Below are 23356 nucleotides of genomic sequence, written 5' to 3'. Positions count from 1 at the left end.
CTGCGTCCTTGCCTGCTGGCCGCAGAGGCCAAGTGATTCCGTTGGGAAATATATCTGACAGATTTACTGGGAATACAAGGTTTATCCAGAGTAAAATGCTTAGGTAATGGAGCGGAAACAAATTGCGGGCCGCAGAAAGCTGCGGCCCGCGACTGCCCTGTTGCCTGTTTCTTACTCGAAGACTGCCGAGGGGTTGTCGAGGCTGTCGGAGCCTTCGATGGCGACACCGTCCAGGTTCAGCGTGGAGACCACGCGCTCAATCGAGCGGGTCTGGTCGATGAGCCCGTTGATGCCACCCATCACCAGCGCTTCGCCGGCTTCATTGCCTTGCGCCAGCATTTGGTCATAGGAGAGGCCTGCTTCCGCAGAGGTCTTGATACGGCCAAGCGCCTGCATGGTGGTGGAAAGCTTGGTGCGCATCTCGGCGTCCAGTTCCGCGTCTTTGGCGGCCACCAGATCCGCCAGGGAGGCGCCTGACACCAGTTCGCCGTTCACCCGCACATATTCGCCGAGATAGACGTTTTGCACGCCCAGCCCGTCGTAATAGTGGCTGTTGTGGGTGTTGTCGGAGAAGCAGTCGTGCTCTTCCTCCGGGTCGTTCAGCATCAGGCCCAAGCGCATCCGTTCACCTGCCTGCTCGCCATAGGATAGCGAGCCCATGCCGGTCAGCATGGCGGTGATGCCGGCGTCTTCGTCCGCCAGCAGCGCAGTGCGGGCATCGCCTTCGGCGCCCCACTGGCCGGCGATCCATTCCAGATCGGAGATCAGCAGTTCGGTCGCGGCCTGCAGGTATTCGCCGCGGCGGTCGCAGTTGCCGCCGGTGCAAGCATCCCCTTGGGCGTAGTCGGTCCAGGGACGGTCGCCGGCGCCATGTTCGGTGCCTTTCAGGTCCTGGCCCCAAAGCAGGAATTCGATGGCGTGGTAGCCGGTCGCCACGTTGGCCTCAACCCCGTCGGCCTCGTGCAGGGCGCCTTCCAGAAGTTCCGGGGTGATCTTGGCGGCATCGATCACCTTGCCCGACAGCTCAAAGCTGGGGTTGGCGATCACGTTCAGTGCCGCCAGGGTGTTTTCGTCACTCGGCCCGCCATAAGAGGCATCGACATAGTCAATCAGGCCTTCGTCCAGCGGCCAGGCGTTTACCTTGCCTTCCCAGTCGTCGACGATGGCATTGCCGAAACGGAACACCTCGGACTGCTGGTAGGGGACGCGGGCGGCGATCCAGGCGGTGCGGGCGGCCTCCAGATTTTCTGCCGAGGGGTGCGCTACCAGCGCGTCGACAGCAGCTTTCAGCACCTGCGCGGTCGCCAGGCTGTCCTGGTATTTTGCCTCGGCAATATTGGCATAGTTGGTCAGAACAGCGGCCTTGTCAGCAGCAAAGGCGGTTGTGGCGCCAAAGGCGAGACCGGCGAGGGCAGTGCCCGTGAGAAAGACAGATTTCATCAGCTAAGTCCTTAAGGTCTGTGGGGGTCAGTGAAGTGTGGCGGCTGCGGGCCGGGGGCATTGCAGAGGTGCCGGCATGCCCAGAATTTGCCGCATCAGCAGGCCGCAGCCGGATGCCAGCTGCGTGAGTTCAGACGCCTTGCGCGGGGTCACGATCAGCGACGCCAGGATATGCGCATCGTCCTGGTGGCCGTCCGCGGCCGAAGCCAGCAGGTTGGCAAAACAGTTTTCATCCGCACCCAGGCAGTTGCAAGCCATGCCGTGGCGCACCAGCGGACGGCGGCCGTGGGCAGCGCAGAAATTGCAAAGGTGCCCAAATGCCTCAAAGGCGGTTTCGGCCATTTCGGGCCCGAAGTTCACCTCGAAGTCGCGGCGCATCTGCGCGCGGGTCTCAGCACCGGAAAACCAGTGGCGCAGGTATATCACCGCGCCGGCTTCCAGCGGCGGCAGCTCCGACAGGGTGCCGACTGTGACCCCGCCGCGGGACTGGGGGGCTGCGGTGCTCATTTGGTCAGGATAAGCTTGCCCGCGCGGGTGATGCGCAGCGAATAGATCTGGCCGTTCAACAGGATACGGGCCTGGGTGCCGCCACGGGTCAGGTCCTCGGCGTGGTAGGTGGGAAAGACTTCGGCGGTGGCCTCAGTGGGGACAGGTTTGGAAGTGATCTGGTTCATGACTTGCGCCCATTGCTGAATTCCGCCCTGTCCAGAAGCCATTCCAGACAAAAACCGGACAGCGCGCCGGACGGTGCAAAGACCTGCGGCCACAACTGGCGCATGTCCTCAGGGTCCGGCTGCTTGATGTCAGGGCCGCTAAGGCGGCGCGCACTGGTCGGCATGGGGGCGATCTCGGTTGAATGAATGTCACTCGGGCTCGCCCGATCCGAGTCAGGCTGGCTGGAATGCCGTATACCTGATTTATTTACTCACCTATGTCAATCCGAGTTTTTTGGTCGGAAATAGATTTTGTGCAGCAGCAAGGAGATGGCAAATAAAAAGGCCGCCCAATGGGCGGCCTCTGTCTCAGTCCAAGTCCCGTGCGTCAGGCGCGGGTGCCGGAGAACCGCTCCTGCCACTCTTCGCGCTGCTCGTCGGTGATCTTGGCGAACAGCACCTCCGGCACGGTGAAGCTGTGGCCTGCGGGCAGGGCCGACAGGGCCGCTGCCGCATCTTCGGGCCAGCTGCGGTCGTCCGAGTTCATTGCCGCCATCAGCTTGTCCGAAGCCTGCGGAATGAACGGTGCCGACAGTATTGCATAGAGCTGGATCAAGTTCAGGCCCAGGCGCACCTGCGCGGCGGCGCGTTCGGGGTCTTCCTTGAACACCGACCAGGGCGCCGCGGACTGCAGGTACTCGTTGCCGGCAACCCAGATCGCCCGCAGCTCCTGTGCCGACTTGCGGACATCCATCGCGTCCATGTGGCCCTCATAAGCGCGGATGCGGGTGGTGAGCTCATCGATCAGCGCCTGCTCCTGCGGCCCGTATTCGCCGCCGGCCGGAACTTCTTCGCCGAACTTGGAGCGGCAGAATTTGGTGATGCGGCTGACGAAGTTGCCTAGCACGTCGGCCAGATCCTTGTTCACCGATTGCTGGAAGTTTTCCCACGTGAATTCGGAGTCGGAGCTTTCCGGCGCGTGGCTCAGCAGCCACCAGCGCCAGTAATCGGCGGGCAGGATCTCCAGCGCCTGGTCCATGAACACGCCGCGGCCTTGGCTGGTGGAGAACTGGCCGCCGTCATAGTTCAGGTAGTTGAAGGATTTCAGGTGGTCGACCATCTTCCACGGCTCGCCGGAGCCCAGAATTGTGGCCGGGAACGACAGGGTGTGGAAGGGGACGTTGTCCTTGCCCATGAACTGGACGTATTTCACGTCTTCGGCGCCCTTGTCGGTGCGCCACCAGCGCTGCCAGTCGGCGTCGGATTTGCCATTGGCTTCGGCCCATTCGCGGGACGCTGCGATGTACTCGATCGGCGCATCAAACCAGACGTAGAAGACCTTGCCTTCCATGCCCGGCCAATCCTGGTCGCCTTTTTTGACCGGCACGCCCCAGTCCAGATCGCGGGTGATGCCGCGGTCCTGCAGCCCGTCGCCGTCGTGCAGCCACTTCTTGGCAATCGAGGTGGTCAGGACCGGCCAGTCCTTTTTGCTGTCGATCCAGGCATCCAGCTGATCCTTCAGCTGTGACTGGCACAGATACAGGTGCTTGGTCTCGCGCACTTCCAGGTCGGTGGAGCCGGAGACGGCAGAGCGCGGGTTGATCAGGTCGGTCGGGTCCAGCTGCTTGGTGCATTCCTCGCACTGATCGCCGCGGGCGCGCTCATAGCCGCAGTTGGGGCAGGTGCCTTCGATGTAACGGTCCGGCAGGAAGCGGCCGTCGGCGTTGGAGTAGACCTGCTTTTCGGTCACTTCGCGGATCAGCCCGGCCTCGGCCAGCTTGCCTGCAAAATGCTGGGTCAGCGCGTGGTTCTGCGGGCTGGAGGAACGGCCGAAATGGTCGAAGCTCAGGGCAAAGCCCTTGGCGATCTCGGACTGGACGGCGTGCATTTCGGCGCAGTATTCCGCCACTGGCTTGTCCGCCTTGGCGGCGGCCAGTTCAGCCGGGGTGCCATGCTCGTCAGTGGCGCAGAGGAACATCACCTCATTGCCGCGTCCGCGCTGGAACCGGGCGTAAAGGTCGGCAGGCAGCTGGCTGCCGACCAGGTTGCCCAGATGCTTGATCCCGTTGATGTAGGGGATTGCCGAAGTGATCAGAATGCGTGCCATGCCATCCATCCAGGTAATGCGTCAGAGGCCCGTCTAGCGCATGGCGCGCGCGGCGGAAACCCCGCCCGCGGGTTTCGGTGCAAAATTGGGGCGCCGGTGCTACCGCCCTTCGCGCGAGCGTTTCAGCAGGCGGCCGATGGTGAAGGAGGTGCGAGGTGAATAGACGTAGCTGGTACGCTCCTCCGGCACCGGGCGGGCGCGCATCCGGTTGAGACCGAAGACGATCAGCAGCACGTGGCCGCAAGCGACATAGGCAAACAGCGCAGGCGGGCCGAAGGCATCGATCAGGGAGGAGGAGACATAGGGCGATGCAATGGCGCCAAGCGCGTACCAGAACATCAGCGCCGCCGCCAGCTCGACCCGTTCGGCAGAGGTGGCAAAGTCGTTGGCGTGGGCGGCAGAGACCGAGAAGATCGGAAAGGTGGTGAAGCCGAAGAAACCGGCCGCCAGCATCACGCCCAGGGTGCCGGTGCCGCTGGCCGCCATGGTGATGCCGCAGCTGAGGATGGCGATGCCGGACAGCCAGATCAGCACCCAGCGGCGGTCATATTTGTCGGCCAGCCAGCCCATCGGATACTGGGCCAGCGCGCCGCCTGCCACAAAGGCCGCGAGGAAAAAGGCGATTTGGCCCACGGCAAGGCCGACCTCTTGGCCATAGACCGGTCCGACCATCCGGAAGGAGGCGGAACTGAGCGCGGCTACGATCACACCTGCCACTGCCAGCGGAGAACAGCGCCAGGCCAGCTTGGGACGCAGCCGGGGGGCGTCGGGGGTTTCGGGCTGGCTCGCCCTGGTCAGGGTCAGCGGCAGCAGTGCAGCGCAGCACAGCACGGCCAGCAGGTTATACGAAATATAGACTGCAGGCGGCAGCACAGCGATGATCAGCTGCGCCGCGAGCGAAGAACCCATGTCGACAATCCGGTAGGTGCCCATGGCGCGGCCGCGGTTTTCATTTGTGACCTTGGCGTTCAGCCAGGCCTCGATCACCGTATAGGCGCCGGCCACGCACAGGCCGGAGGCCATCCGCAATGCTGCCCAGGCATAGGGGTTTTCAGTCAGCGTGTGGCCCAAGAGGCCCATTGCGCCAAGCGCGGTGCAGACGGCAAAGGCGCGGGAGTGGCCGACGTTGCCCATCAGCCGCGGCGCCCACCAGCAGCCGAGGAAGAAGCCGAGGAAATGGCCGGAGCCGAGGAGGCCGATCTGTTCCGTGGTGAAGTTGAGCGTCAGGCCGGAAATGGCGTCGAGCGGACCGACGCCTCCGGTCGACAGCTGCAGCAGGATGACGGAAAGGAACAGGGCGGCAAAGGAGACGATCAGGCGCATAACGGTGCGACCATGACAGGCTGGCGCGGCATTGCCAGCCGGTTTCCGCCACCTGCGTGTCGTATTTCTGCGCGGCGGTGTTTTTTGGCACCGGCGCGGGCAGGGTCAGCCTGCGCGGCGGATGCGGGCCTTGATGGCGAGCGTGACCCGGTCGGCCACCAGATCCGCGTAGCCGGTGGCACCGAAGGCGGCGCGGCTGAGCTGGCCGGAGAGATGCACGTCCAGCTCGCTGAGGTCATCCGGCGCGCTGCCGGGGCGGCGGTAGAGCGCGGCCTGCAGGGTCAGCGGCCGGGTGGTGCCGCGCAGGGTGAGAGCACCGGTGATAGTTGCGCCGCCGGACAGACGCCCGTCCGGCCCAAGGCGGACCCGGCTGGAGCGGAAGCGGATTTGCGGGAAGCGGGCGGTGTGCAGCAGCCCGGGGCTTTTGAGTGCTTCGGTGGCAAACACCAGCCCGGTGCGGGCACGGCTGGCGTCTAGGGTGATATCGGCCTGGCTGCGGGCCAGGTTCTGCGGGTCAATGCCGATGCGGGCGGCAGAGACGGGGAGCCGCCCGTGCTGCGGCTGGCCGCTGAGCAGAAAGGTGAAGCGCACATCCGTGGCCCCGGGGATCAGGCGGTAGGGCAGGAAGGCGGCCAGCAGCGTCTCCGGCATCAGCAGGGCAGCGCCGAGGCCGGCCAGAAGGGGGCGGCGCGTCAAACGTGGGTTGCCCATGCGTGCGGTTCCTTCTGTGGCTGCTGGCTGTGGCTGCTGGCCGGTGTTTTCTGTTCTGCCGGATGAGCTTAACCGGGTTATCCTCTGCGGGCCGCTCACTTTTACTTGCGTGCCCGTGAAACCGCGTGCGGGCTCCTGCCAGCTGCGGGGCGCAGGGTGCGGGCGCGCAGCCGCTGCAGGGTCCAGCAGCCCGCAAAACAGGGGCGGTCCCGGGCGTATGCCGGGCCGCAGGGGGGCAGCGGCGCAGGGGCCAGGTCCAGCGGCTTTCGATGTCCTGGGCGCCGCCCTTTCCGGGGGTGAGCAGCAGGCCCAGCGGGGCCGGGCTGAAACTGCCGTCGGCCCGCGGCCTTGGCCGGGCAGCGCCTGATCCGCGGTACGGCGTGGCGGGCCTCAGCCCTCGCGCGGAACCACCGGGCCGCCCTGTTTGGCCCATTCGGTGAAGCCGCCCTCCAAATGCACCACCGGTTTCAGACCCATCTCCATCGCCGCCCGCGCGCCGAGCGCCGAACGCCAGGCACTGGCGCAATAGAACACATAGGTCTTGTCCTGATTGAATACCGGCTTGTGATAGGGGCTGTCCGGGTCGATCCAGAATTCCAGCATGCCGCGCGGGCAGGAAAACGCGCCGGGGATCATGCCGCTGCGCTGCAGCTCGCGGATGTCGCGCAGGTCGATGAAAACATAGCCCTCATCCAGCACCTTCTGCTTGGCTTCTTCGGCGGTCATGGTTTCGACAAGGCTGTTTGCCTCGGCCAGCAGCGCCTTGACGCCTTTGGTGATCTGTTGCGGCATTCTGCGCGCTCCCCCAAGTAACACGGGAGGCAGGCTGCAGCGTTTTGCGCCCGGGTGCAAGCGGCTGGGGGCGGCTCAATGAACCCGCTGCTGATCAAGCGCTGCCACGCAGCCGCCAGCGGCGAGCCAGGCATCCATTCCGCCATCCAAAAAGAAAACCTGCCGCAACCCCATATGCCGCGCGCTTTGCGCGGCCTGAGAGGCGTTCAAGCCGTTGCCGCAACAGAAAACAAAGACCTTCCTATTGGCCGGCGCGGCGCCGTTGATAGGGCTATCGGGATCAATCCACAGATCCATGAGCCCATGGGGGCAGGGAAAAGCCCCGGGGATAAGACCGGTTCTTTTCATTTCCCAGGTCATGCGCAGATCAACAAAGACGGCACTGCCGCGGGCATGGAGCTGCCGTGCTTCTGCAGGCGACAACTGCGGCAGAGGCACTTCAGTTTCAATGGCGGGATCACCGCCGTTTTCAAACACTGTAATCGTCATCGGCCACTCCTCGTTTTTCAATTTGCGGCAAATTTGAGTGTATCACATTTTAGGAGAATCTCTTTCAGGTTGTCTCTGAATGGTTAACGCCTGTCCGCCGGCAGGACGCAGCCTGCTTGCACTTGCCGCCCTGCCGGTTAGGGTCGCGGGCAAGTCTGCAGCAGGGGAGCGCGCAAGATGAAAATGAACCCGTTGGGCCGCACCGGCATAATGGTGTCCGAACTGTGCCTGGGCACGATGACCTTTGGCACCCAGACGCCCGAGGATGAGGCGCATGCGCAGATCGGCATGGCGCTGGCGGCAGGCGTGAACTTTGTCGACACCGCTGAGATGTACCCGGTCAATCCGGTCAGCGCGGAGACCCTGGGCAACAGCGAGCGGATTATCGGCAACTGGAACGAAAAGACCGGGCGGCGCGGGGATTACATCTTGGCAACCAAGCACTCCGGAGAGGGGATGCGCCATGTGCGCGACGGGGCGCCAATCTCGTCCAAGACCATCGCGCCTACGGTGGAGGCCTCGCTGAAACGGCTGAAGACGGACTATATCGACCTCTACCAGTTCCACTGGCCGAACCGTGGCAGCTACATGTTCCGCCAGAACTGGACCTTTGACCCCTCCAGCCAGAACCGCGAGGAGACACTGGCCAATATGGAGGATTGTCTGGAGGCGCTGCAGCGCGAGGTAGAGCGCGGCACCATCCGCGCCTTTGGCCTGTCCAATGAGAGCGCCTGGGGCACCGCGCAATGGCTGCGGATTGCTGAGGCGCGCGGCGGGCCGCGGGTGGCCTCGATCCAGAACGAGTACTCGCTGCTTTGCCGGATGTATGACACCGACCTGGCGGAACTGAGCGTGAATGAGGACGTGGGATTGATGGCGTTTTCGCCGCTGGGCACCGGGCTGCTGACCGGCAAATACCAGGACGGGGCGGTGCCGGACGGGTCGCGCAAGTCGATCAACCCGGAGCTGGGCGGACGCCACAGCCCGCGGGTTTATGATGCAGTGGCGGCCTATCTGGAGATCGCAAAACGCCATGGGCTGGATCCGGTGCATATGGCGCTGGCCTGGTGCCGGACACGGCCGTTCATGGCATCAGCCATCTTTGGCGCGACGCATCTGCCGCAGCTGGAGCATCTGCTGCAGTCGGTGGAGCTGGAGCTGAGCCAGCAGGTGCTGGACGAGATCAATGCTGCCCACCGGGCGCATCCGATGCCGTATTGATCGCATCCGGGGCGGGGTGCTCCCGCCCGGCCTGCGGTCATTGACATGCCCTGGGCCGGTTGGGCCTGGCGCTGCTGCGCAGCGCGGAAGAATTGGCTGAGAAGCGTTCAGGGGCAGGTCTGCCCCTGAAGCGACTTTGGAAGTGTGTTCAAAGATTGCACGTCAAGGCTGAACGGTGCTGCGCACCGCCGCTGTGCGGCCCTTGACCCGCGGGGCCGGGGCGCCGGTCAATGCGCGGTCGGGCGGGCCTGTTCCTGGCGCAGGTCGCGGGCTGAGGTGCCATGGGCGGTGCGGAAGGCACGGGCGAAGCTTGACTGCGAGGTGAATCCGGTGGCGATTGCCACCTCCATCAGCGGCATCGCGGTATCGGTGACCAGGCGGCGGGCCTCGGCCAGGCGCAGCTGCAGGTAATGGTCCTGCGGCGTGGTGTTGAGCTTGAGCCGGAATTGCTGCTGCAGGCTGCGCGGACTGGTGCCCAGCGTCTCGGCGATCTGCACCAGCGGCAGCGGCTCATCCAGCGAGGCCTCCATCAGCGCATTGGCCTTGGCGGTCAGCGCGCTGTGGGCCCGGCCGCCCAGGCGGCTTTGCGGGCGCGGCAGGGCGGAGGGGCCGTCGAACAGGAACAGTCCGGCCACGCGGGAGGCGAAGCCGGCGCCGTGACGGGCGCTGATGATGTGCAGCATCATTTCAATCGCCGGGGTGGCGCCGCCGGAGGTCAGGCGGGCATCGGACACGGTGAAGCGGTCGTTGCGGGCATCGACCTCGGGGAAGCGGGCTGCGAAATTCTCCAGGTCCTCCCAGTGAGTGGTGGAGGGGTGGCCGTCCAGCAGCCCGGCCTCGGCCATCAGCCAGGGGCCGCCGTCGATGCCTGCGATGGTGGCACCAGTGGCGGCGATGCGGCGCAGGCCGGCCAGCAGGCTGGGGGTGGCGTGGCGGGCCAGTTGGAAGCCGGCGACGATAATCAGCAGCTCGCAGCCCTGCAGCCGGGCCAGCGGGAAGCTGGGCACGGTGAGGCCGCTGGTCAGCATCGGCGGCTCTGCCGTGGCGCTGACATAATCCCAGTCAAATGCTGCCCGCCCGGCCAGCCGGTTGGCGGCGCGCATCGGGTCCACTGCTGCGGCAAAGGACAGCGTGTTGCATTCATCGAGTACCAGCACCGCTGTTTTCAGAGGCCGGTTTTCGGGCTGCAGGATGTTTTTTGCGGATTTCATCAACTTCGATTCGCCTGGTGTAAACTGTGCCGTAAAAGGCTGCGGCAGAGTCGCTGTCAGCGCAAATCAGAATCTGGGGAGGAGCCTGGGGATAACCGCAGGCAAAACCCTGTACATCGACGGGAAAAGCAAAAAATGCCTCTGACCATGAACCGCGACGTCTTTATCACCTGTGCCGTGACCGGCTCCGGCGGCACCCAAGATCGCAGCCCGCATGTGCCGCGTTCGCCGAAAGCAATCGCCGACAGCGCCATTGCCGCGGCCAAGGCCGGCGCCGCCGTGGTGCACTGCCATGTGCGCGATCCGGAGGCCGGCGCGCCGTCCCGCCGGCTGGATCTGTACCGTGAGGTGACAGACAGGATCCGTGACGCCGAGGTGGATGTGGTGCTGAACCTGACCGCGGGCATGGGCGGCGATATGGTGTTTGGCGACACCGAAAACCCGCTGCCGCTGAAGGAGGCGGGCACCGATATGGTGGGCGCAACCGAGCGGGTGGCCCATGTGGCGGAATGCCTGCCGGAAATCTGCACGCTGGATTGCGGCACCATGAACTTTGCCGAGGCCGATTACGTGATGACCAACACGCCCGGCATGCTGCGGGCGATGGGGCAGATGATGACGGATCTCGGGGTCAAACCGGAGATCGAGGCCTTTGATACCGGCCATCTGTGGTTTGCCAAGCAATTGGTAAAAGAGGGAGTTCTGGAAGCGAACGCTTTGGTGCAGCTGTGCATGGGGGTGCCGTGGGGCGCGCCGGATGACCTCAACACTTTCATGGCGATGGTCAATAACGTACCGGACAACTGGACCTTCTCTGCCTTTGCGCTGGGCCGCAATCAGATGGCCTATGCGGCGCAGTCAGTGCTGGCGGGCGGCAATGTGCGGGTCGGGCTGGAGGACAACCTGTGGCTCGACAAGGGCGTGCTGGCGGAAAACTGGCAGCTGGTCGAGCGGGCAAATACCATCGTGTCGAACATGGGCGCGCGGGTGATCGGGCCCGCCGAAGTGCGCGAGAAGCTGGGCCTGACCAAGCGCGCGCCGGTAGCGAAGTAAGCAGAATTTCAGGGGGGTGCCATGCGTGCACCCCCGTACACCCCCCTGTGCACCGGGTGGTGCGGCAATAAGGGGGAATTGGGGGCTAGCCCCCAAACCCCAGGATATTTGCGGCCAGAAGAAGAGCGGGGCGCTTTTGAAAGGAATTAGGATGAAAACAGCGGCAATCATCGGCGGCGGGGTTATTGGCGGCGGCTGGGCCGCGCGGTTCCTTCTGAATGGCTGGAACGTGCGGGTGTTCGACCCGGACCCGGAGGCGGAGCGCAAGATCGGCGAGGTGCTGGATAATGCCCGCCGCAGCTTGCCCGGTCTGGGCAATGTGGCCCTGCCGGCCGAAGGCAGCCTGACTTTCCATGAGACCATCGCGGAAGCGGTGCAAGACGCCGAATGGATCCAGGAGAGCGTGCCGGAGCGGCTGGACCTGAAGCAGAAGGTCTATGCAGAGCTGCAGGCGCATTGCGCGCCGGATGCGGTGATCGGCTCCTCCACCTCCGGCTTCAAGCCGTCGCAGCTGCAGGATGGGCGCGAGACCCCGGGCCAGATCGTGGTCGCGCACCCGTTCAACCCGGTCTACCTGCTGCCCTTGGCCGAGCTGGTCACGACAGCGGCCAACCCGGCGGGCGTCATCGACCGGGCCAAGGAGATCATCACTACCATCGGCATGTATCCCCTGCATCTGAAGAAGGAAATCGACGCCCATGTGGCCGACCGGTTCCTGGAGGCGGTCTGGCGCGAGGCGCTGTGGCTGGTGAAGGACGGTATTGCCACCACCGAGGAGATCGACAATGCCATCCGTTACGGCTTTGGCATCCGCTGGGCGCAGATGGGCCTGTTTGAAACCTACCGGGTGGCCGGCGGCGAGGCGGGCATGAAGCATTTCATGGCGCAGTTCGGCCCGTGCCTCAGCTGGCCCTGGACCAAGCTGATGGATGTGCCGGAGTTCACAGATGAGCTGGTGGACCTGATCGCGGGCCAGTCGGACGAACAGTCCGGCCAGTATTCGATCCGCGAGCTGGAGCGGCACCGGGACGATAACCTTGTCGGCATGATGCGGGCGCTGGGCGCCAATGACTGGGGTGCGGGCGCGTTGCAGAACGCCCATGATCTGGGCCGTGAAGGTAGCGCCGGGCTGGTGCGGTCGATGGACGGTCTGGAGGACCTGAGCCAGCCGGTGCTGACCCAGAGCCGCGTGGTGCCGCTGGATTGGACCGATTACAATGGCCACATGACCGAGAGCCGCTATCTGGATGCCTTTGCGCAATCTACCGACCGGCTGATGATGATCATCGGCTGCGATGCCGAGTATATCGCCAATGGCGGCAGCTACTTCACCGCTGAGACCCATATCCGCCATATCGATGAGGTGCACGCGGGCGACCCGATTCAGGTGCGGACCCGGGTGATCATGGGCGCCGGCAAGAAGATGCATCTGTGGCACGAGATGTTCTGCGGTGAGCGGCTGCTGGCGACGGGTGAACACATGCTGCTGCATGTGGACCTGAAAACCCGCCGCTCGGCGCCGCCTGCGCCGCATATCGAGGCCAATCTGGTGAAGCTGGCAGAGGCCCATGCGGCGCTGGCGGCACCGGAGGGGCTGGGCCGCGCAATTGGAGCCCCCAGATGAGCCGGGTTCTGATCACCGCCGGCGGATCTGGGATTGGCCGGGCGATGGCCGAGGGCTTTGCCGCCGCCGGGCATCAGGTCTGGGTCACGGATGTCAGTGCCGTGGCGCTGGCAGACGTGCCGGAGGGGTGGCGCACCACGGCGGTGGATGCCACCGATGAGGCCGGGGTCAAGGCGCTGTTTGCGGAGATCTCTGAAACCTGGGGCGGGCTGGATGTGCTCTGCGCCAATGCGGGCATCGCCGGGCCGACCGCGCTGATTGAGGACATCGCGCTGGAGGACTGGCGCAAATGCGTGAGCGTCAATCTGGAGGGGTGTTTCCTGGCCGCCAAATACGCGGCGCCGATGATGAAGACCGCCAGGGCCGGATCGATTGTTGTGACGTCCTCGACCGCGGGGCAGTACGGCTATCCGAACCGGGCGCCTTATTGTTCCGCCAAATGGGCGGTCATCGGGCTGATGAAGACGCTGGCGATGGAGCTTGGCCCCTTTGGCATCCGCGCAAACGTGATCTGCCCCGGCGCGGTGGAAGGGCCGCGGATGGAAGTCGTCTTGGCGCGCGAGGCGGCGGCCAAGGGCATGACCCGGGATGAGGTCTATGCGGGCTATGCGGCCGGCACCTCTATGGGGCGGTTTGTCGAGGCCGGCGATATTGCCAATATGGCGGTGTTTCTGGGGTCGGACGCAGCGCGGCTGGTGTCCGGGCAGGTGATTGCCGTGGACGGGCATACGGAGAACCCGGATCCCAAGGTGTGAGCCGGGCTGAACGGGCGGGTCACGTTTCCCGGCGCGGGAAACGTCCCGGAAAACACGTGTTTTCCGAGCCGGAATTCGCGCCGAATTCCGGCGGTCCTGCTGAAGTGTTCAGGAAATCGCGGCTCGCAGCGCCCTGAGCCGCCCCGGCAATTGCCGCGCGGTGATATCCGCCTCGCGCACCAGATTGTCGAAATGGCTGGTGAAGGTGGCGATCCGCTCCTTGTCGCGGAAAGCGAGGTAATGGGTGCCCGCATAAAACACGCACAGGAGCGGGCCGAAGATGGTGATCGGCGAGGAATAGAGGCGCTTGGCATCGAACAGGTAGATGCGCAGGCGGGGGTAGAGCTGCTCGCACAGGCGTTCGAACTGGGCGAGCTGCTCCAGGCGCACCTCCAGCGGCAGGCCTTCGTAATAACCTACGCCATAGGCAAAGCTGTCGAGTTCATAGAGCGGCATGGCGATTTCATAGTCGGACGGCGACTGGCGCATCCAGGTGAGCCGGTCCTCTGACGCGCCGATGGCCTGATCTGCGGTGCGGCCCAGGTGCGGCGCATATTCCCATTCCAGCAGCGCGCGGGTTTTCAGCATGTCGGGAAGTGCCGCCGGGACATGGCGGATCTTGTACCCCTCGGCCTCCTGATGCCAGTCGAAGATGCGTTCGTCCACCAGGGCGCGGGGGGCCTCTGACAGGGTGAGGCTGGAGGCCAGCAGCTCGGCGGCGCTTTCGGGGCGGTCCGACAGGCTCAGGAGCCAGTCGGCAGAGACGCCAAGCGCGGCGGCGCAGGCGCCGACCACATGGGCGTTGGGGAGGCGCGCGCCGTCATCCGTCAGAAGCTGCGAGATGGTGGAGCGGTCCACGCCGATGGCTCGTGCCAGGGCGCTTTGGCTGAGGCCGCTGTCGCGCAGCGCCCGGTTCAACCTTTGCCGGAACTGTTCAGCGCGGACCCGTTTGTCGATATTATCCATCATATGTTTTGAAATATCACACTTGATGGAATTTGTTAACTGCATTCGGAATTCTGCACAGCCCGCAGCTACGGTAGTTTGGAAACAAGCACTTAGCAAAAAAATCAGGAGGCAAGATGGAAACGCGCAGGCGCTCCATTGTGAAGGCAGTGATTTGGAACATCCTCGGGCTGGCGACGATGACGCTGGTGGGACTGATCGCCACCGGGTCGGTCAAGGCGGGCGGCATGATGGCGCTGGTCAATACAGGGATCGGCTTCACCGTTTACCTGGTCTACGAGCGCACCTGGGCAAAGATCACCTGGGGGCGCCGCCATGTCTGAACGCTGCCGGGAATATATGCCGCGGGGCGTGGAGTGGGGCACGCTGGCGCTGATCCTTGGCTGTTACGGCGGCTGGCTGGCGGCGCTGTGGCTGCTGCCGCAGGTGAGCCTGGGGCTGGCGGTGCTGGCGCTGGGCGTGCTGGCGGCGCTGCATTCCTCGCTGACCCATGAGGCGCTGCACGGGCATCCGTTCCGCAGCCGCTGGGTGAATGAGGCGCTGATGTTCTTTCCGCTCAGCATGGCGATCCCCTATGGCCGGTTCCGCGACACCCATCTGGCGCATCATGAGGATGAAGCGCTGACCGACCCCTATGACGATCCGGAAAGCAATTTTCAGGACCCGGGCGTGTGGGCGCGCTTGCCGGGCTGGCGCAAGGCGCTCTTGCGGGTCAACAATACGCTGCTGGGCCGGGTGGTGCTGGGGCCGCTGATCGGGCAGCTCTGTTTTATGGCGGGCGACTGGCGGCTGGCACGCAAGGGGGCGCTGGGGGTTGTCCGCGACTGGGTCCTGCATGCGCTGGGGCTGGCGGCGGTGGTCTGGGTTGTGCTGCAGTCGCCTGCGCCGCTATGGGCAGCGGTTGCCGGGGCCTATCTGGGGCTTGGCCTGCTGAAAATCCGCACCTTCCTGGAGCACCGCGCGCATGAGACCGCCCAGGGCCGCACCGTGGTGATCGAGGACAAGGGGGTGCTGGCCCTTCTGTTCCTGAACAACAACCTGCACATCGTGCACCACATGCATCCAGGCGTGCCCTGGTATGCGCTGCCGCGGCTTTACTACACCCGCCGGGCAGAGTTCCTGGCGGCCAATGGCGGTTACTTCTACCGCAACTACCTGCAGATTTTCCGCAACTACCTGCTGCGCGCCAAGGACCCGGTGCCGCATCCGCTCTGGCAGCAAGGGGAATAAGCGCGCATAAGCGGGGGCATGATTGCCTGGATCCCCGTTTCCATCGCTGCTGCCAGTTTCCAGACCGTGCGCTTCATGCTGCAGAAGGTCCTGAGCAGCGTGACGCTGTCGCCGGGCGGAGCCACCTTCGCCCGGTTTGTCTATTCCGCACCGTTCATTCTGGCCGGGCTGGCCGCGTATTTGGCGGTATCGGGGCGGAGCCTGCCGGCATTGCCGTCCGCGTTCTGGATTTATGCAGCCATTGGCGGCACGGCGCAGATCCTGGCCACCGTCTGCGTGGTGGCCCTGTTCAAGCAGCGCAATTTTGCGGTCGGCATCACCTTTAAGAAGACCGAAGTGATCCAGACCGCCATCGTCGGGCTGGCGGTGCTGGGCGATCCCGTCAGCCTTGGCGGCTGGGCGGCGATCCTGATCGGGCTGACGGCGGTGCTGGTCCTGTCCAAGACACCGGATGCAGCAGGCCCCTGGTGGCGGCATCTGACCAACCGGGCGTCGCAGCTGGGGCTGGGGTCCGGGGTGCTGTTTGCCTTTTCCGCGGTCAGTTACCGGGGGGCGTCGCTGCAGCTGGCGGAGCTGGAGCCGATGTTCCGCGCCGGGGTAACGCTGGCGGCGGTCGTCTGCCTGCAGACGCTGTTCATGCTTGTCTGGCTGAGCCTGCGGGAACGGGGCGAGATTGCCCGGGTCTGGGCGGCGCGCAAGGTGGCGGTCTGGGTCGGGCTGACCAGCATGGGCGGCTCATTCTGCTGGTTCTGGGCCTTCACGCTGCAGAATGCCGCCTATGTCAAGGCGGTGGGGCAGGTGGAGCTGCTGCTGTCGCTGCTGGCCTCGGTGCTTTTCTTCAAGGAAAAGGTCACGGGGCGCGAGCTGGCAGGCATGGCGCTGCTGATCGTGTCGATCCTGGTGCTGGTTCTGGCCTTTTGAAAGGTGCCGCTGGCGGCAGGGCAGCCGGAATTATGCGATAATTCCGGCTCGGAAAACACGTGTTTTCCGGGACGTTTCCCGCGCAGGGAAACGTGACCCGTCAGCCGTCAGCCGTCAGCGGGCATCGGGTAGCCTTTGAGGCGCAGGAACAGGCTGGCCTCGTCGTTGTTGTGGAAATAGGGCACGCTTTGCGGCGGCTCGGCGTCCTGGACGCGGGCGGTCACCTCGGCCAGCACCACCTCTGTGATGAAGGGCAGATCGAAGCTGCGCACCTGGCTGAGCGGGATCCATTGCAGGTGCGACAGCTCATCCGCGGCGCGGGAGAAATCATCCAGATCGCCGGTGATCTGATCGGCGTCGACCAGGAAGAAACGCGCATCAAAGCGGCGCGGGCGGCCCGGCGGGGTCAGGGCGCGGAACACGAATTGCATGGCGCGGGCAGAGGGGACATGGCCGGTTGCGGCAAAGCTCTGCCAGTCTTCGGGGATGTTGCCGTTCCAGGTTCCCGGCTCCCCCAGGATCAGTCCGGTTTCCTCCCACAGCTCGCGCACCGCGGCGACGCTGAGGGCGTGGTGCACACCCTCGGGCGCTTTGTCGGCAAGGCGTTCCTGGCAAACCGGGGAGATCGGCGAAGCCAGCGGTATGTCCGCGTCCGCCATATCCACTGCGCCGCCCGGGAAGACGAATTTGTTCGGCATAAATGCCGCCTTGGCACCGCGCTGGCCCATCAGCACCTGAGGGTCCTCCGACATTCGGCCGCGCATGGCGATCACTGTTGCCGCGTTGCGGATTGCGGTCTTGTCGGTTGTGGTCTCGCCGCACAGGAATGTGTCGCTCATGGTGTTACTGCCCTTTGTCCGCCGGGGTGGCCCTGCCGAAGCCGTGCATGCGCCGCGCCCATTGGTAGGCGATGACGACCCCCTTCATCCGCGGCAGAAGATAGAGGGAAGACGCCAGACAGCCAATCGCGAATACCGTGAACATCACCAAGGGCTCCGGCCGCCAGGAGAAATAGACCACATGCATCATGGGGGCCATGATGTGGCCGACAATCAGGATGGTGAGGTAGGCCGGCCCGTCGTCGGCGCGGGCATGGGTCAGGTCGAGGCCGCAGTTGCTGCAACGCTCGTTCACTTTGAGATAGGAATGCAGGAGCCGCCCCTTGCCGCACTCAGGGCATTTGCAGCGCCAGCCCTTGGCCAGGGCGGGCATAGTGGGGCGGTCGGTGTCTGTGCCGGGGGCCGTCACGGCGGGGGACTCGGTCATGGCAATATCCTGTGTGCTGGGCACATCTTTGCGCGCTTCAGGTGGGGGCGAAAGGGGAAACGCCAATTTCTGCGCCGGTTTGCCGCAACGGGATAGCGGCTGAATTTTTTTTCCGAATTCTGCGACGGAAGCGCGGGTCCGGGGCGTTTCTCCTGTGCATCGGGCAGCAAGAGGCTGCCGCTGAACAAAGGAAAGACGACATGAAACACGTCAAGTTCATTGCCCTGATCGTGGCCGCAGCAGGCATGACCGCAGGCAGTGCCGCGCTGGCCAAGGGCTTTGGCCATCATGGGCCAAAGATGTCCTTTGAGGAGATCGACACCGACGGCAGCGGCGAGGTGACCAAGGCGGAAATCCAGGCGATGAAGGATGCCCGTTTCACCAAGGCGGATGCCGACGGCGACGGCAAGCTGACGCTGGAGGAAATGCAGGCGCGGGCGCGGCAGCATGCAGACCAGCGGGCCGCCAATATGCTGGAACGCTTTGACAAGGACGGTGATGGCGCGTTGAGTAAGGACGAGATGCCGCAGCCGCGCCGGGCGGGCAGGATGTTCGACCGGATGGATACCGACGGCAGCGGCGGCATCTCCAAAGAAGAGTTTGAAGAGGCCCGGGCGCGGCATGGCGGCAAGCGCTGGCATGGCCACGGGGATGAAACGGAGCAGAACTGATCGCTGAGGCGTGCTGCATAAGGCGGAAATGTCGCGGCGCCGGACCCTGGGTGCGGGTCCGGCAGCCATGAGCGCATCGGCGGAGGAGGCCTCTGACGATGCGCTTCTGGTGCTCTATGCCAATGGCGACAGCCGGGCGGCAGCGGAACTGACCGCGCGTCTGGGGCCGCGGGTCTTTGGTGTGGCGATGCGGGTGATGGGGATCCGCGCCGAGGCCGAGGACGTGACCCAGGAGGCGATGCTGCGCTTGTGGAAGATGGCGCCGGACTGGCGGCCCGGGGAGGCGCAGGTGTCGACCTGGCTGTACCGGGTGGCGATGAACCTGTGCATCGACCGCAAGCGGCGCGCCCGTGGCGGGTATGTGGATCTGGATGCGGTGCCGGAACCGCCGGACCCGGGCCGCTCAGCCGCGGAGCAGCTGCAGGAGGGCGCGCGGCAGGATGCGCTGCAGGCGGCGCTGATGCAATTGCCGGAGCGGCAGCGGCAGGCGGTGGTGCTGCGGCACCTGGAAGAGCTTTCGAACCCGGAGATTGCCGGGATCATGGACATCAGCGTCGAGGCGGTGGAAAGTCTCACCGCCCGGGGCAAACGGGCGCTGGCCGCGGCCCTGGCCGGGCGGCGCGAAGAATTGGGGTATGACGATGGCTGACACGGACAAAGCACATCAGGCGCTGGAAGAGCTGTTTGCCGCGGCACGCAGCGAACGGCCTGCGCTGCCGGAGCATCTGAACGCCGCCGTTCTGGCGGATGCCGCACGTGTTCAGCCGGGATACCAGCCTGCGGAGCCGGCACGGCAGCCTCTGTGGCGGCAGCTGGCGGAGGCGCTGGGCGGCTGGCCGGCGCTGGGCGGGCTGGCTGCCGCCAGTGCGGCAGGCGTGTGGATCGGTCTGGCGCCGCCCTCGTTTGTGCCGGACCCTGTGGCGCTGGCCGGATATGAAGACAGCAGCACCGCGTTTGCGGACGGCAGCTATGACATGGCGCTGATGCTGAGCGAGGATCTGCAATGACTGCGGAGGGAAAACCCGGGATGAAACTGTGGCTGAAGCTGCTGCTGGCGGGATCGCTGGCGCTGAACCTGGCGGTGATCGGCATTGCCGCCGGGGCGGCCTGGCGGTTTTCCGGCAAGGACCGGCACTGGCAGCGGCCGCCGTCGGTGGGGGCGATGATCTTCCGCGAGCTGGACCGCGAGACCCGCAAAGCGTTGCGGCAGGAAGCGGGCGGCAGCCACGGCAGTTTCCTGAAGCGCCGCCATGCGGAGGGCGAGGCGGTGATTGCGGCGCTGCGCAGCGAGACGTTTGATAGCACCGCACTGCTGCAATTGCTGCGCGGGCAGTCAGAGGCACGGCATGCCTTTCACACCAGCGTGCAGGAGGCCTGGGTGCGCAAGCTGGAAGCGATGACGCCGCAGCAACGGTTGGATTTCGCCACCCGCATGGAAGAGCGGATGCAGCGCCGCGGCAAAGGCAAACGCCATGGCTGGCGCGGAGAGGATTAGGCTGCCCTTGCATGCGGTCGCGGCGGAGACCTGTGCGGCAGGATTCCGCCGCGGCCCTTTTCCGCCCCTCCCTATTGCTTTGCGGTAACGTTGTGCCACGGAGGCCACTGGGGTTGCGGGGCTGGTCTGGCTTGTTACGTAAATGTTGCTCAGAATGACGGGGCGTGCTCCAAGGCCATCAGGCCGCTGCGGTCCTCTTGCCGGGGCAGAATAGCCGCCCGCAGAGGCTGGCGTGCAGCTGGTGCTGAGGTGAAACTGGAAGAAGGACACAGGCAAGATGACGGGCATTGAGACAGGCGCGGCCGGCAGAATGGGTGACACGTCAGGCGCTGCGGCAGCTGTTCAGTCGATCATTGAGCGTCAGGATCTGGGGCCGAAGGAAAAAATCCGCCACCTTCTGGCGCAGGGAAACACATTGTTCGGAACCTCGTCTGCGCTGGTGAGCAACGTCCAGGGCAGCAAATACGTTATCGTTTACTGCGTTTCGGAGGATGCGGAGGTTGATCCCGGCACCGCGTTCGAACTGGAAAACACATACTGCATCCACACCTTGCAGGCAGACGGGCCACTGGCGTTTCACGAGGCGAGCGAGTCGGAGATTGCCGGGCATCCCTGCTACAACATGTTCCGGCTGGAAACCTACATCGGGGCGCCGATCCGTTTCGGCAGCGCGCGCTGGGGGACGGTGAACTTCACAGCCATCGAATCGCGGGAACCGTTTGATGGCGCGGAGCTGGAAATGATGGCAAAGCTGAGCGAGGCGGTTGGCCGCCAGCTGGTTGCTGCAGGTCAGGCCGCCTGAGTGCAGGCCGCCGGCAGGGTGACCTGATTGCGGCCGGCATCTTTGGCGTTGTAGAGCGCCTGATCTGCTTTTTCGACCAATGCAGAGGCGCTGCTGTCCTTGCCTGCGCCGCCCATCACTGCACCGATGCTGATGGTGACCTTGACCGGCTCTGCGGCGCCGGGCACCTGAAACGGCGTGCTGTTGATGGCGTTGCACAGGGCGATGGCGGCCAGGCCCGCCTCTGCCTCGGTGGCGCCCGGCAGGACCGCCATGAATTCCTCGCCGCCGACACGCGCCAGCAGGTCGGCTGGCCCCAGCACCGCCTGCATCCGGCGGGCGGCCTCGATCAGCACCGCGTCGCCGGCAGGGTGGCCATAGAGATCGTTGATCCGCTTGAAATGGTCGAGATCGGCCAGCATGACTGCGAACTTTCCGCCCGTTTCCGCCGCCGAATGCGCCACCCGGTCCAGGAAGGGCCTGGCATAGCGGCGGTTATAGAGGCCGGTCATCGGATCCAGCACTGCCGCGCGCAGCCCGTTGCGGACACTGTCGCGCAGCCGGTCGGCGCGGATTTTGTGCTGCAGCTGGCTGTTCAGGCGCAGCTCCAGCTCCTCTACATCAAAGCCGTTCTGCAGCACGTCATGGGCGCCGCGATCCAGCGCTTCCGCCGCGATGGCGGGGTCAGCCGGGTTGGGTACGGCAATCACCACCGATTTGCGGGTGGCGGCGCGGGCGCGCAGATCGGCGAGCAGGCGCAGGCCAGGGCCGGCCGAGGCCTCGTTCAGCTCAATGATGATGGCATCGGCCACCGGCGCCTGCATCAGCCCGTGAATGTCGCTGATGGCATGGGTGCGAAGCTCATAGGGGAGGCGGCCCGAGAGGTGGTCGCGCCAGGCCATGGCGGTGCGGGGATCCTCTGCCACCAGGGCAACGGCGGCATTGCGCAGATCCTCGCTGCAGGCGCGGTCGCTGAGCGGCAGGATGAAGCCGTGCGAGGCGTCGCGCTGCAGGTTCAGTTCTTCGCTGGCGCTGCGGGCGCGCAGAAGGCTGCGGATGCGGGCCTGCAGGATCACGTCGTCCACCGGTTGCTGCAGCACGTCGTCAATGCCTGCCGCCAGCGCCTGCAGCCGGGCCCTCTGCCCCTCCCAATCGGAGACCGCGATCACCGGCAGGTCGGCCAGCGCCTCATCCCCGGCCAGCGCGCGTTTGACGTCGGCAGCGGTGCCGTCAGGCAGCGACATGGCGGTGAGCACCAGATCGGGGCGGCAGCTGCGTGCGGCCTGCAGCACCTCAGCCACGCTTCCGGCCTGGACCGCATCGTAATAGGCAGCCGCCAGCTGCACCTTCAGCATGATGCGGTTGGTGGAAACGCCGTCGATGACCAGGATAGTGCCTTGCACGCGGTATCCTTTCGCCCCTTGCAAATCCTATGGCTTACAGTTTCTGCTGAGACTGGTTAAAAAAACCTTTCGGGTTTTTACTAAATTGGCCGCAATGCGGCAGGAAAGTGGGGAACATGCGGATTTCCGCCGATGGCGCTGAGACTCTGGCGCTGAAAGCCCTGGCCTGGCTGGCCGGAAATGATGAGCTTTTGCCGGTGTTTCTGGGTACCACCGGTGCCAGCGAGGCGGATTTGCGGGCGCGGGCGGCGGAGCCTGAGTTTCTTGGTTCGGTGCTCGATTTCTTAACGATGGATGACGCCTGGGTGATCCAGTTCTGCGATGGCGAAGGGCTGGCCTATGAGATGCCGATGCAGGCCCGGATGTCGCTTCCGGGCGGTTCCCAGGTGAACTGGACTTGAGATCGCACAGGGCTGTGCCTAGGGTCCTGACCGAAACCCGTAGAAAAAGGACCCGCTATGCCCGTTGATGCCTTTCTGTTCGACAAGGACGGAACTCTGTTCAACTTTGCGGCCACCTGGAATGGCTGGGCCGCAGATTTGCTGGACGTCCTTTCACGGGGAGACCTGGCTGTCAAAGAGGCGATGGCAGAAGCGATCAGCTATGACCTGGAGCGCGCGGCATTCAATCCCGACAGCCTGGTTATCGCCGGCTCCAACGACGAGGTGGCAGAGACGCTTGCCCCCTATGTTGCGCACATGAGCCTTGGGGAGCTGACAGAGTATCTGGCGCAGAGCGCGGCTGAGGCGGAACTGGCGCCGGCGGTGCCGCTGGCGGAGTTCTTGGACGGCCTTCTGGCGCGCGGCAAGGTGCTGGGTGTGATGACCAACGACGCTGAGTTTTCCGCCAAGAGCCAGCTGCAGCGGGCTGGTGTGCTGGACCGTTTTGCCTTTGTTGCCGGGTGCGACAGCGGCCATGGCGCCAAGCCGGACCCGGACCCGCTGCTGGCGTTCTGCAGGGCGGCGGGGGTGGATCCGGCCCGCACGGCAATGGTGGGCGACAGCCGCCACGATCTGGAGGCCGGTGCCGCCGCTGGGATGCTGCGGATCGGGGTGCTGACCGGCCTGGCGCTGCGCGAGGAATTGCTGCCGCTCGCCGATACCGTGCTGCCGGATATCGGCCATATCCCCGGCTGGCTCGACCGCTGATCAAACCGCTGCCTTGACCTGATGCCTGCAGCTGCCGGCGGGCTGGACATGCTGAGCCGGCGCAGGACCCTTGTGCGCCGGTTTTCTTGCGCGGCG

General features: G+C 65.0%; 28 protein-coding genes. 14 read left to right on the top strand and 14 right to left on the bottom strand.

Translation table 11 applies throughout. The annotated features are described in order from the left end of the window. Nucleotides 1-171: 171 nt before the first annotated feature. The 9 genes from AC5STB_RS01065 to AC5STB_RS01025 all read right to left on the bottom strand — a co-directional run bounded on the left by AC5STB_RS01065 (nt 172) and on the right by AC5STB_RS01025 (nt 7515). Entirely contained in the window at nt 172-1440 is a 1269-nt protein-coding gene (locus AC5STB_RS01065) for an imelysin family protein (protein WP_495441130.1), read from the bottom strand. Between the two features lie 27 nt (nt 1441-1467). After that, entirely contained in the window at nt 1468-1947 is a 480-nt protein-coding gene (locus tag AC5STB_RS01060) for a hypothetical protein (protein ID WP_495441129.1), read from the bottom strand. Next, nucleotides 1944-2114, bottom strand: coding sequence for a hemin uptake protein HemP (gene hemP / locus AC5STB_RS01055; RefSeq protein ID WP_019297511.1), 171 nt, complete (start codon nt 2112-2114; stop codon nt 1944-1946). The genes AC5STB_RS01060 and hemP overlap by 4 nt, the downstream gene beginning before the upstream one ends. Next, nucleotides 2111-2278 (bottom strand): hypothetical protein, encoded by a 168-nt coding sequence (locus AC5STB_RS01050; RefSeq protein ID WP_495441127.1) that lies wholly within the window; start codon nt 2276-2278, stop codon nt 2111-2113. Before AC5STB_RS01050 ends, hemP begins: the two co-directional genes overlap by 4 nt. 203 nt (nt 2279-2481) lie before the next feature. Then, nucleotides 2482-4200, bottom strand: coding sequence for a methionine--tRNA ligase (gene metG, locus AC5STB_RS01045; protein ID WP_495441126.1), 1719 nt, complete (start codon nt 4198-4200; stop codon nt 2482-2484). A gap of 99 nt (nt 4201-4299) precedes the next feature. Continuing rightward, nucleotides 4300-5523: an MFS transporter gene (locus tag AC5STB_RS01040; RefSeq protein ID WP_495441125.1), complete on the bottom strand. Its 1224-nt coding sequence runs from the start codon at nt 5521-5523 to the stop codon at nt 4300-4302. A gap of 105 nt (nt 5524-5628) precedes the next feature. Next, entirely contained in the window at nt 5629-6234 is a 606-nt protein-coding gene (locus AC5STB_RS01035; protein ID WP_495441124.1) for a YceI family protein, read from the bottom strand. Nucleotides 6235-6624: 390 nt separating this feature from the next. After that, the gene (locus AC5STB_RS01030) at nt 6625-7026 is read right to left on the bottom strand and encodes a rhodanese-like domain-containing protein (protein WP_495441122.1); all 402 of its coding nucleotides are present in this window, start codon (nt 7024-7026) and stop codon (nt 6625-6627) included. A 75-nt stretch (nt 7027-7101) separates the two neighbouring features. Next, on the bottom strand, nt 7102-7515 hold the full coding sequence (locus AC5STB_RS01025; protein WP_495441121.1) for a rhodanese-like domain-containing protein: 414 nt from the start codon (nt 7513-7515) through the stop codon (nt 7102-7104). Nucleotides 7516-7692: 177 nt separating this feature from the next. Between AC5STB_RS01025 and AC5STB_RS01020 the strand changes: the two genes are divergently transcribed. Then, nucleotides 7693-8736 carry an aldo/keto reductase gene (locus AC5STB_RS01020; protein WP_495441120.1) on the top strand — a complete coding sequence of 348 codons (1044 nt, stop codon included), beginning with the start codon at nt 7693-7695 and terminating at the stop codon, nt 8734-8736. 227 nt (nt 8737-8963) lie between these two features. Here the strand turns inward: AC5STB_RS01020 and AC5STB_RS01015 are convergent, their stop codons facing one another. Beyond that, entirely contained in the window at nt 8964-9947 is a 984-nt protein-coding gene (locus AC5STB_RS01015) for a GlxA family transcriptional regulator (protein WP_495441119.1), read from the bottom strand. Between the two features lie 135 nt (nt 9948-10082). Here AC5STB_RS01015 and bcoG point away from each other — a divergent pair, with 135 nt between their 5' ends. The 3 genes from bcoG (at nt 10083) to AC5STB_RS01000 (ending at nt 13379) form a co-directional block, all read left to right on the top strand. Next, nucleotides 10083-11000: a 3-dehydrocarnitine:acetyl-CoA trimethylamine transferase BcoG gene (gene bcoG, locus AC5STB_RS01010; RefSeq protein WP_495441118.1), complete on the top strand. Its 918-nt coding sequence runs from the start codon at nt 10083-10085 to the stop codon at nt 10998-11000. A 151-nt stretch (nt 11001-11151) separates the two neighbouring features. Next, nucleotides 11152-12624, top strand: a complete 1473-nt coding sequence (locus tag AC5STB_RS01005; protein ID WP_495441117.1) for a carnitine 3-dehydrogenase — start codon at nt 11152-11154, stop codon at nt 12622-12624. Next, nucleotides 12621-13379, top strand: a complete 759-nt coding sequence (locus tag AC5STB_RS01000) for an SDR family oxidoreductase (RefSeq protein WP_495441116.1) — start codon at nt 12621-12623, stop codon at nt 13377-13379. Before AC5STB_RS01005 ends, AC5STB_RS01000 begins: the two co-directional genes overlap by 4 nt. A gap of 108 nt (nt 13380-13487) precedes the next feature. On the opposite strand, the gene AC5STB_RS00995 is transcribed toward AC5STB_RS01000, so the two are convergent. Continuing rightward, nucleotides 13488-14348, bottom strand: coding sequence for a helix-turn-helix domain-containing protein (locus AC5STB_RS00995; RefSeq protein WP_495441115.1), 861 nt, complete (start codon nt 14346-14348; stop codon nt 13488-13490). Between the two features lie 113 nt (nt 14349-14461). Between AC5STB_RS00995 and AC5STB_RS00990 the strand changes: the two genes are divergently transcribed. From AC5STB_RS00990 to AC5STB_RS00980, 3 genes are read left to right on the top strand one after another with little or no spacing between them, the layout of a single operon-like run. Further along, nucleotides 14462-14668 carry a DUF2061 domain-containing protein gene (locus AC5STB_RS00990; RefSeq protein WP_495441114.1) on the top strand — a complete coding sequence of 69 codons (207 nt, stop codon included), beginning with the start codon at nt 14462-14464 and terminating at the stop codon, nt 14666-14668. Beyond that, on the top strand, nt 14661-15575 hold the full coding sequence (locus AC5STB_RS00985) for a fatty acid desaturase (RefSeq protein WP_495441113.1): 915 nt from the start codon (nt 14661-14663) through the stop codon (nt 15573-15575). The genes AC5STB_RS00990 and AC5STB_RS00985 overlap by 8 nt, the downstream gene beginning before the upstream one ends. Before the next feature lie 18 nt (nt 15576-15593). Next, complete coding sequence (locus tag AC5STB_RS00980) at nt 15594-16496, top strand: EamA family transporter (RefSeq protein ID WP_495441112.1); 903 nt, start codon at nt 15594-15596, stop codon at nt 16494-16496. Nucleotides 16497-16603: 107 nt separating this feature from the next. Here AC5STB_RS00980 and AC5STB_RS00975 read toward each other — a convergent pair whose 3' ends face one another. Further along, the gene (locus AC5STB_RS00975; RefSeq protein WP_495441111.1) at nt 16604-17335 is read right to left on the bottom strand and encodes an NUDIX hydrolase; all 732 of its coding nucleotides are present in this window, start codon (nt 17333-17335) and stop codon (nt 16604-16606) included. A 4-nt stretch (nt 17336-17339) separates the two neighbouring features. Then, complete coding sequence (locus AC5STB_RS00970; protein WP_495441110.1) at nt 17340-17762, bottom strand: DUF983 domain-containing protein; 423 nt, start codon at nt 17760-17762, stop codon at nt 17340-17342. 200 nt (nt 17763-17962) lie between these two features. Here AC5STB_RS00970 and AC5STB_RS00965 point away from each other — a divergent pair, with 200 nt between their 5' ends. The 5 genes from AC5STB_RS00965 (at nt 17963) to AC5STB_RS00945 (ending at nt 20730) form a co-directional block, all read left to right on the top strand. Continuing rightward, on the top strand, nt 17963-18433 hold the full coding sequence (locus AC5STB_RS00965) for an EF-hand domain-containing protein (protein WP_495441109.1): 471 nt from the start codon (nt 17963-17965) through the stop codon (nt 18431-18433). Between the two features lie 67 nt (nt 18434-18500). After that, entirely contained in the window at nt 18501-19082 is a 582-nt protein-coding gene (locus tag AC5STB_RS00960; RefSeq protein WP_495441108.1) for an RNA polymerase sigma factor, read from the top strand. Then, a complete protein-coding gene (locus tag AC5STB_RS00955; RefSeq protein WP_495441107.1) occupies nt 19075-19440 on the top strand; it encodes a hypothetical protein in 366 nt (121 codons plus the stop codon). The genes AC5STB_RS00960 and AC5STB_RS00955 overlap by 8 nt, the downstream gene beginning before the upstream one ends. A gap of 20 nt (nt 19441-19460) precedes the next feature. Then, nucleotides 19461-19928 (top strand): periplasmic heavy metal sensor, encoded by a 468-nt coding sequence (locus AC5STB_RS00950; protein ID WP_495441105.1) that lies wholly within the window; start codon nt 19461-19463, stop codon nt 19926-19928. A 310-nt stretch (nt 19929-20238) separates the two neighbouring features. Next, on the top strand, nt 20239-20730 hold the full coding sequence (locus AC5STB_RS00945; RefSeq protein WP_495441104.1) for a GAF domain-containing protein: 492 nt from the start codon (nt 20239-20241) through the stop codon (nt 20728-20730). On the opposite strand, the gene AC5STB_RS00940 is transcribed toward AC5STB_RS00945, so the two are convergent. After that, nucleotides 20718-22112, bottom strand: coding sequence for a diguanylate cyclase domain-containing protein (locus AC5STB_RS00940; protein WP_495441103.1), 1395 nt, complete (start codon nt 22110-22112; stop codon nt 20718-20720). The two genes, AC5STB_RS00945 and AC5STB_RS00940, sit on opposite strands and share 13 nt — an antisense overlap. Nucleotides 22113-22228: 116 nt before the next feature. On the opposite strand from AC5STB_RS00940, the gene AC5STB_RS00935 reads away from it, so the two are divergent. Continuing rightward, complete coding sequence (locus tag AC5STB_RS00935; RefSeq protein WP_495441102.1) at nt 22229-22513, top strand: DUF3572 domain-containing protein; 285 nt, start codon at nt 22229-22231, stop codon at nt 22511-22513. Nucleotides 22514-22570: 57 nt separating this feature from the next. Further along, a complete protein-coding gene (locus AC5STB_RS00930) occupies nt 22571-23260 on the top strand; it encodes an HAD family hydrolase (protein WP_495441101.1) in 690 nt (229 codons plus the stop codon). The last annotated feature ends 96 nt before the right edge of the window (nt 23261-23356 follow it).

The organism is Leisingera sp. CC-HEC093 (assembly GCF_059429195.1).
Note: the sequence above shows the minus strand (reverse complement) of the source record. Positions and strands in the feature narration are given on the sequence as shown.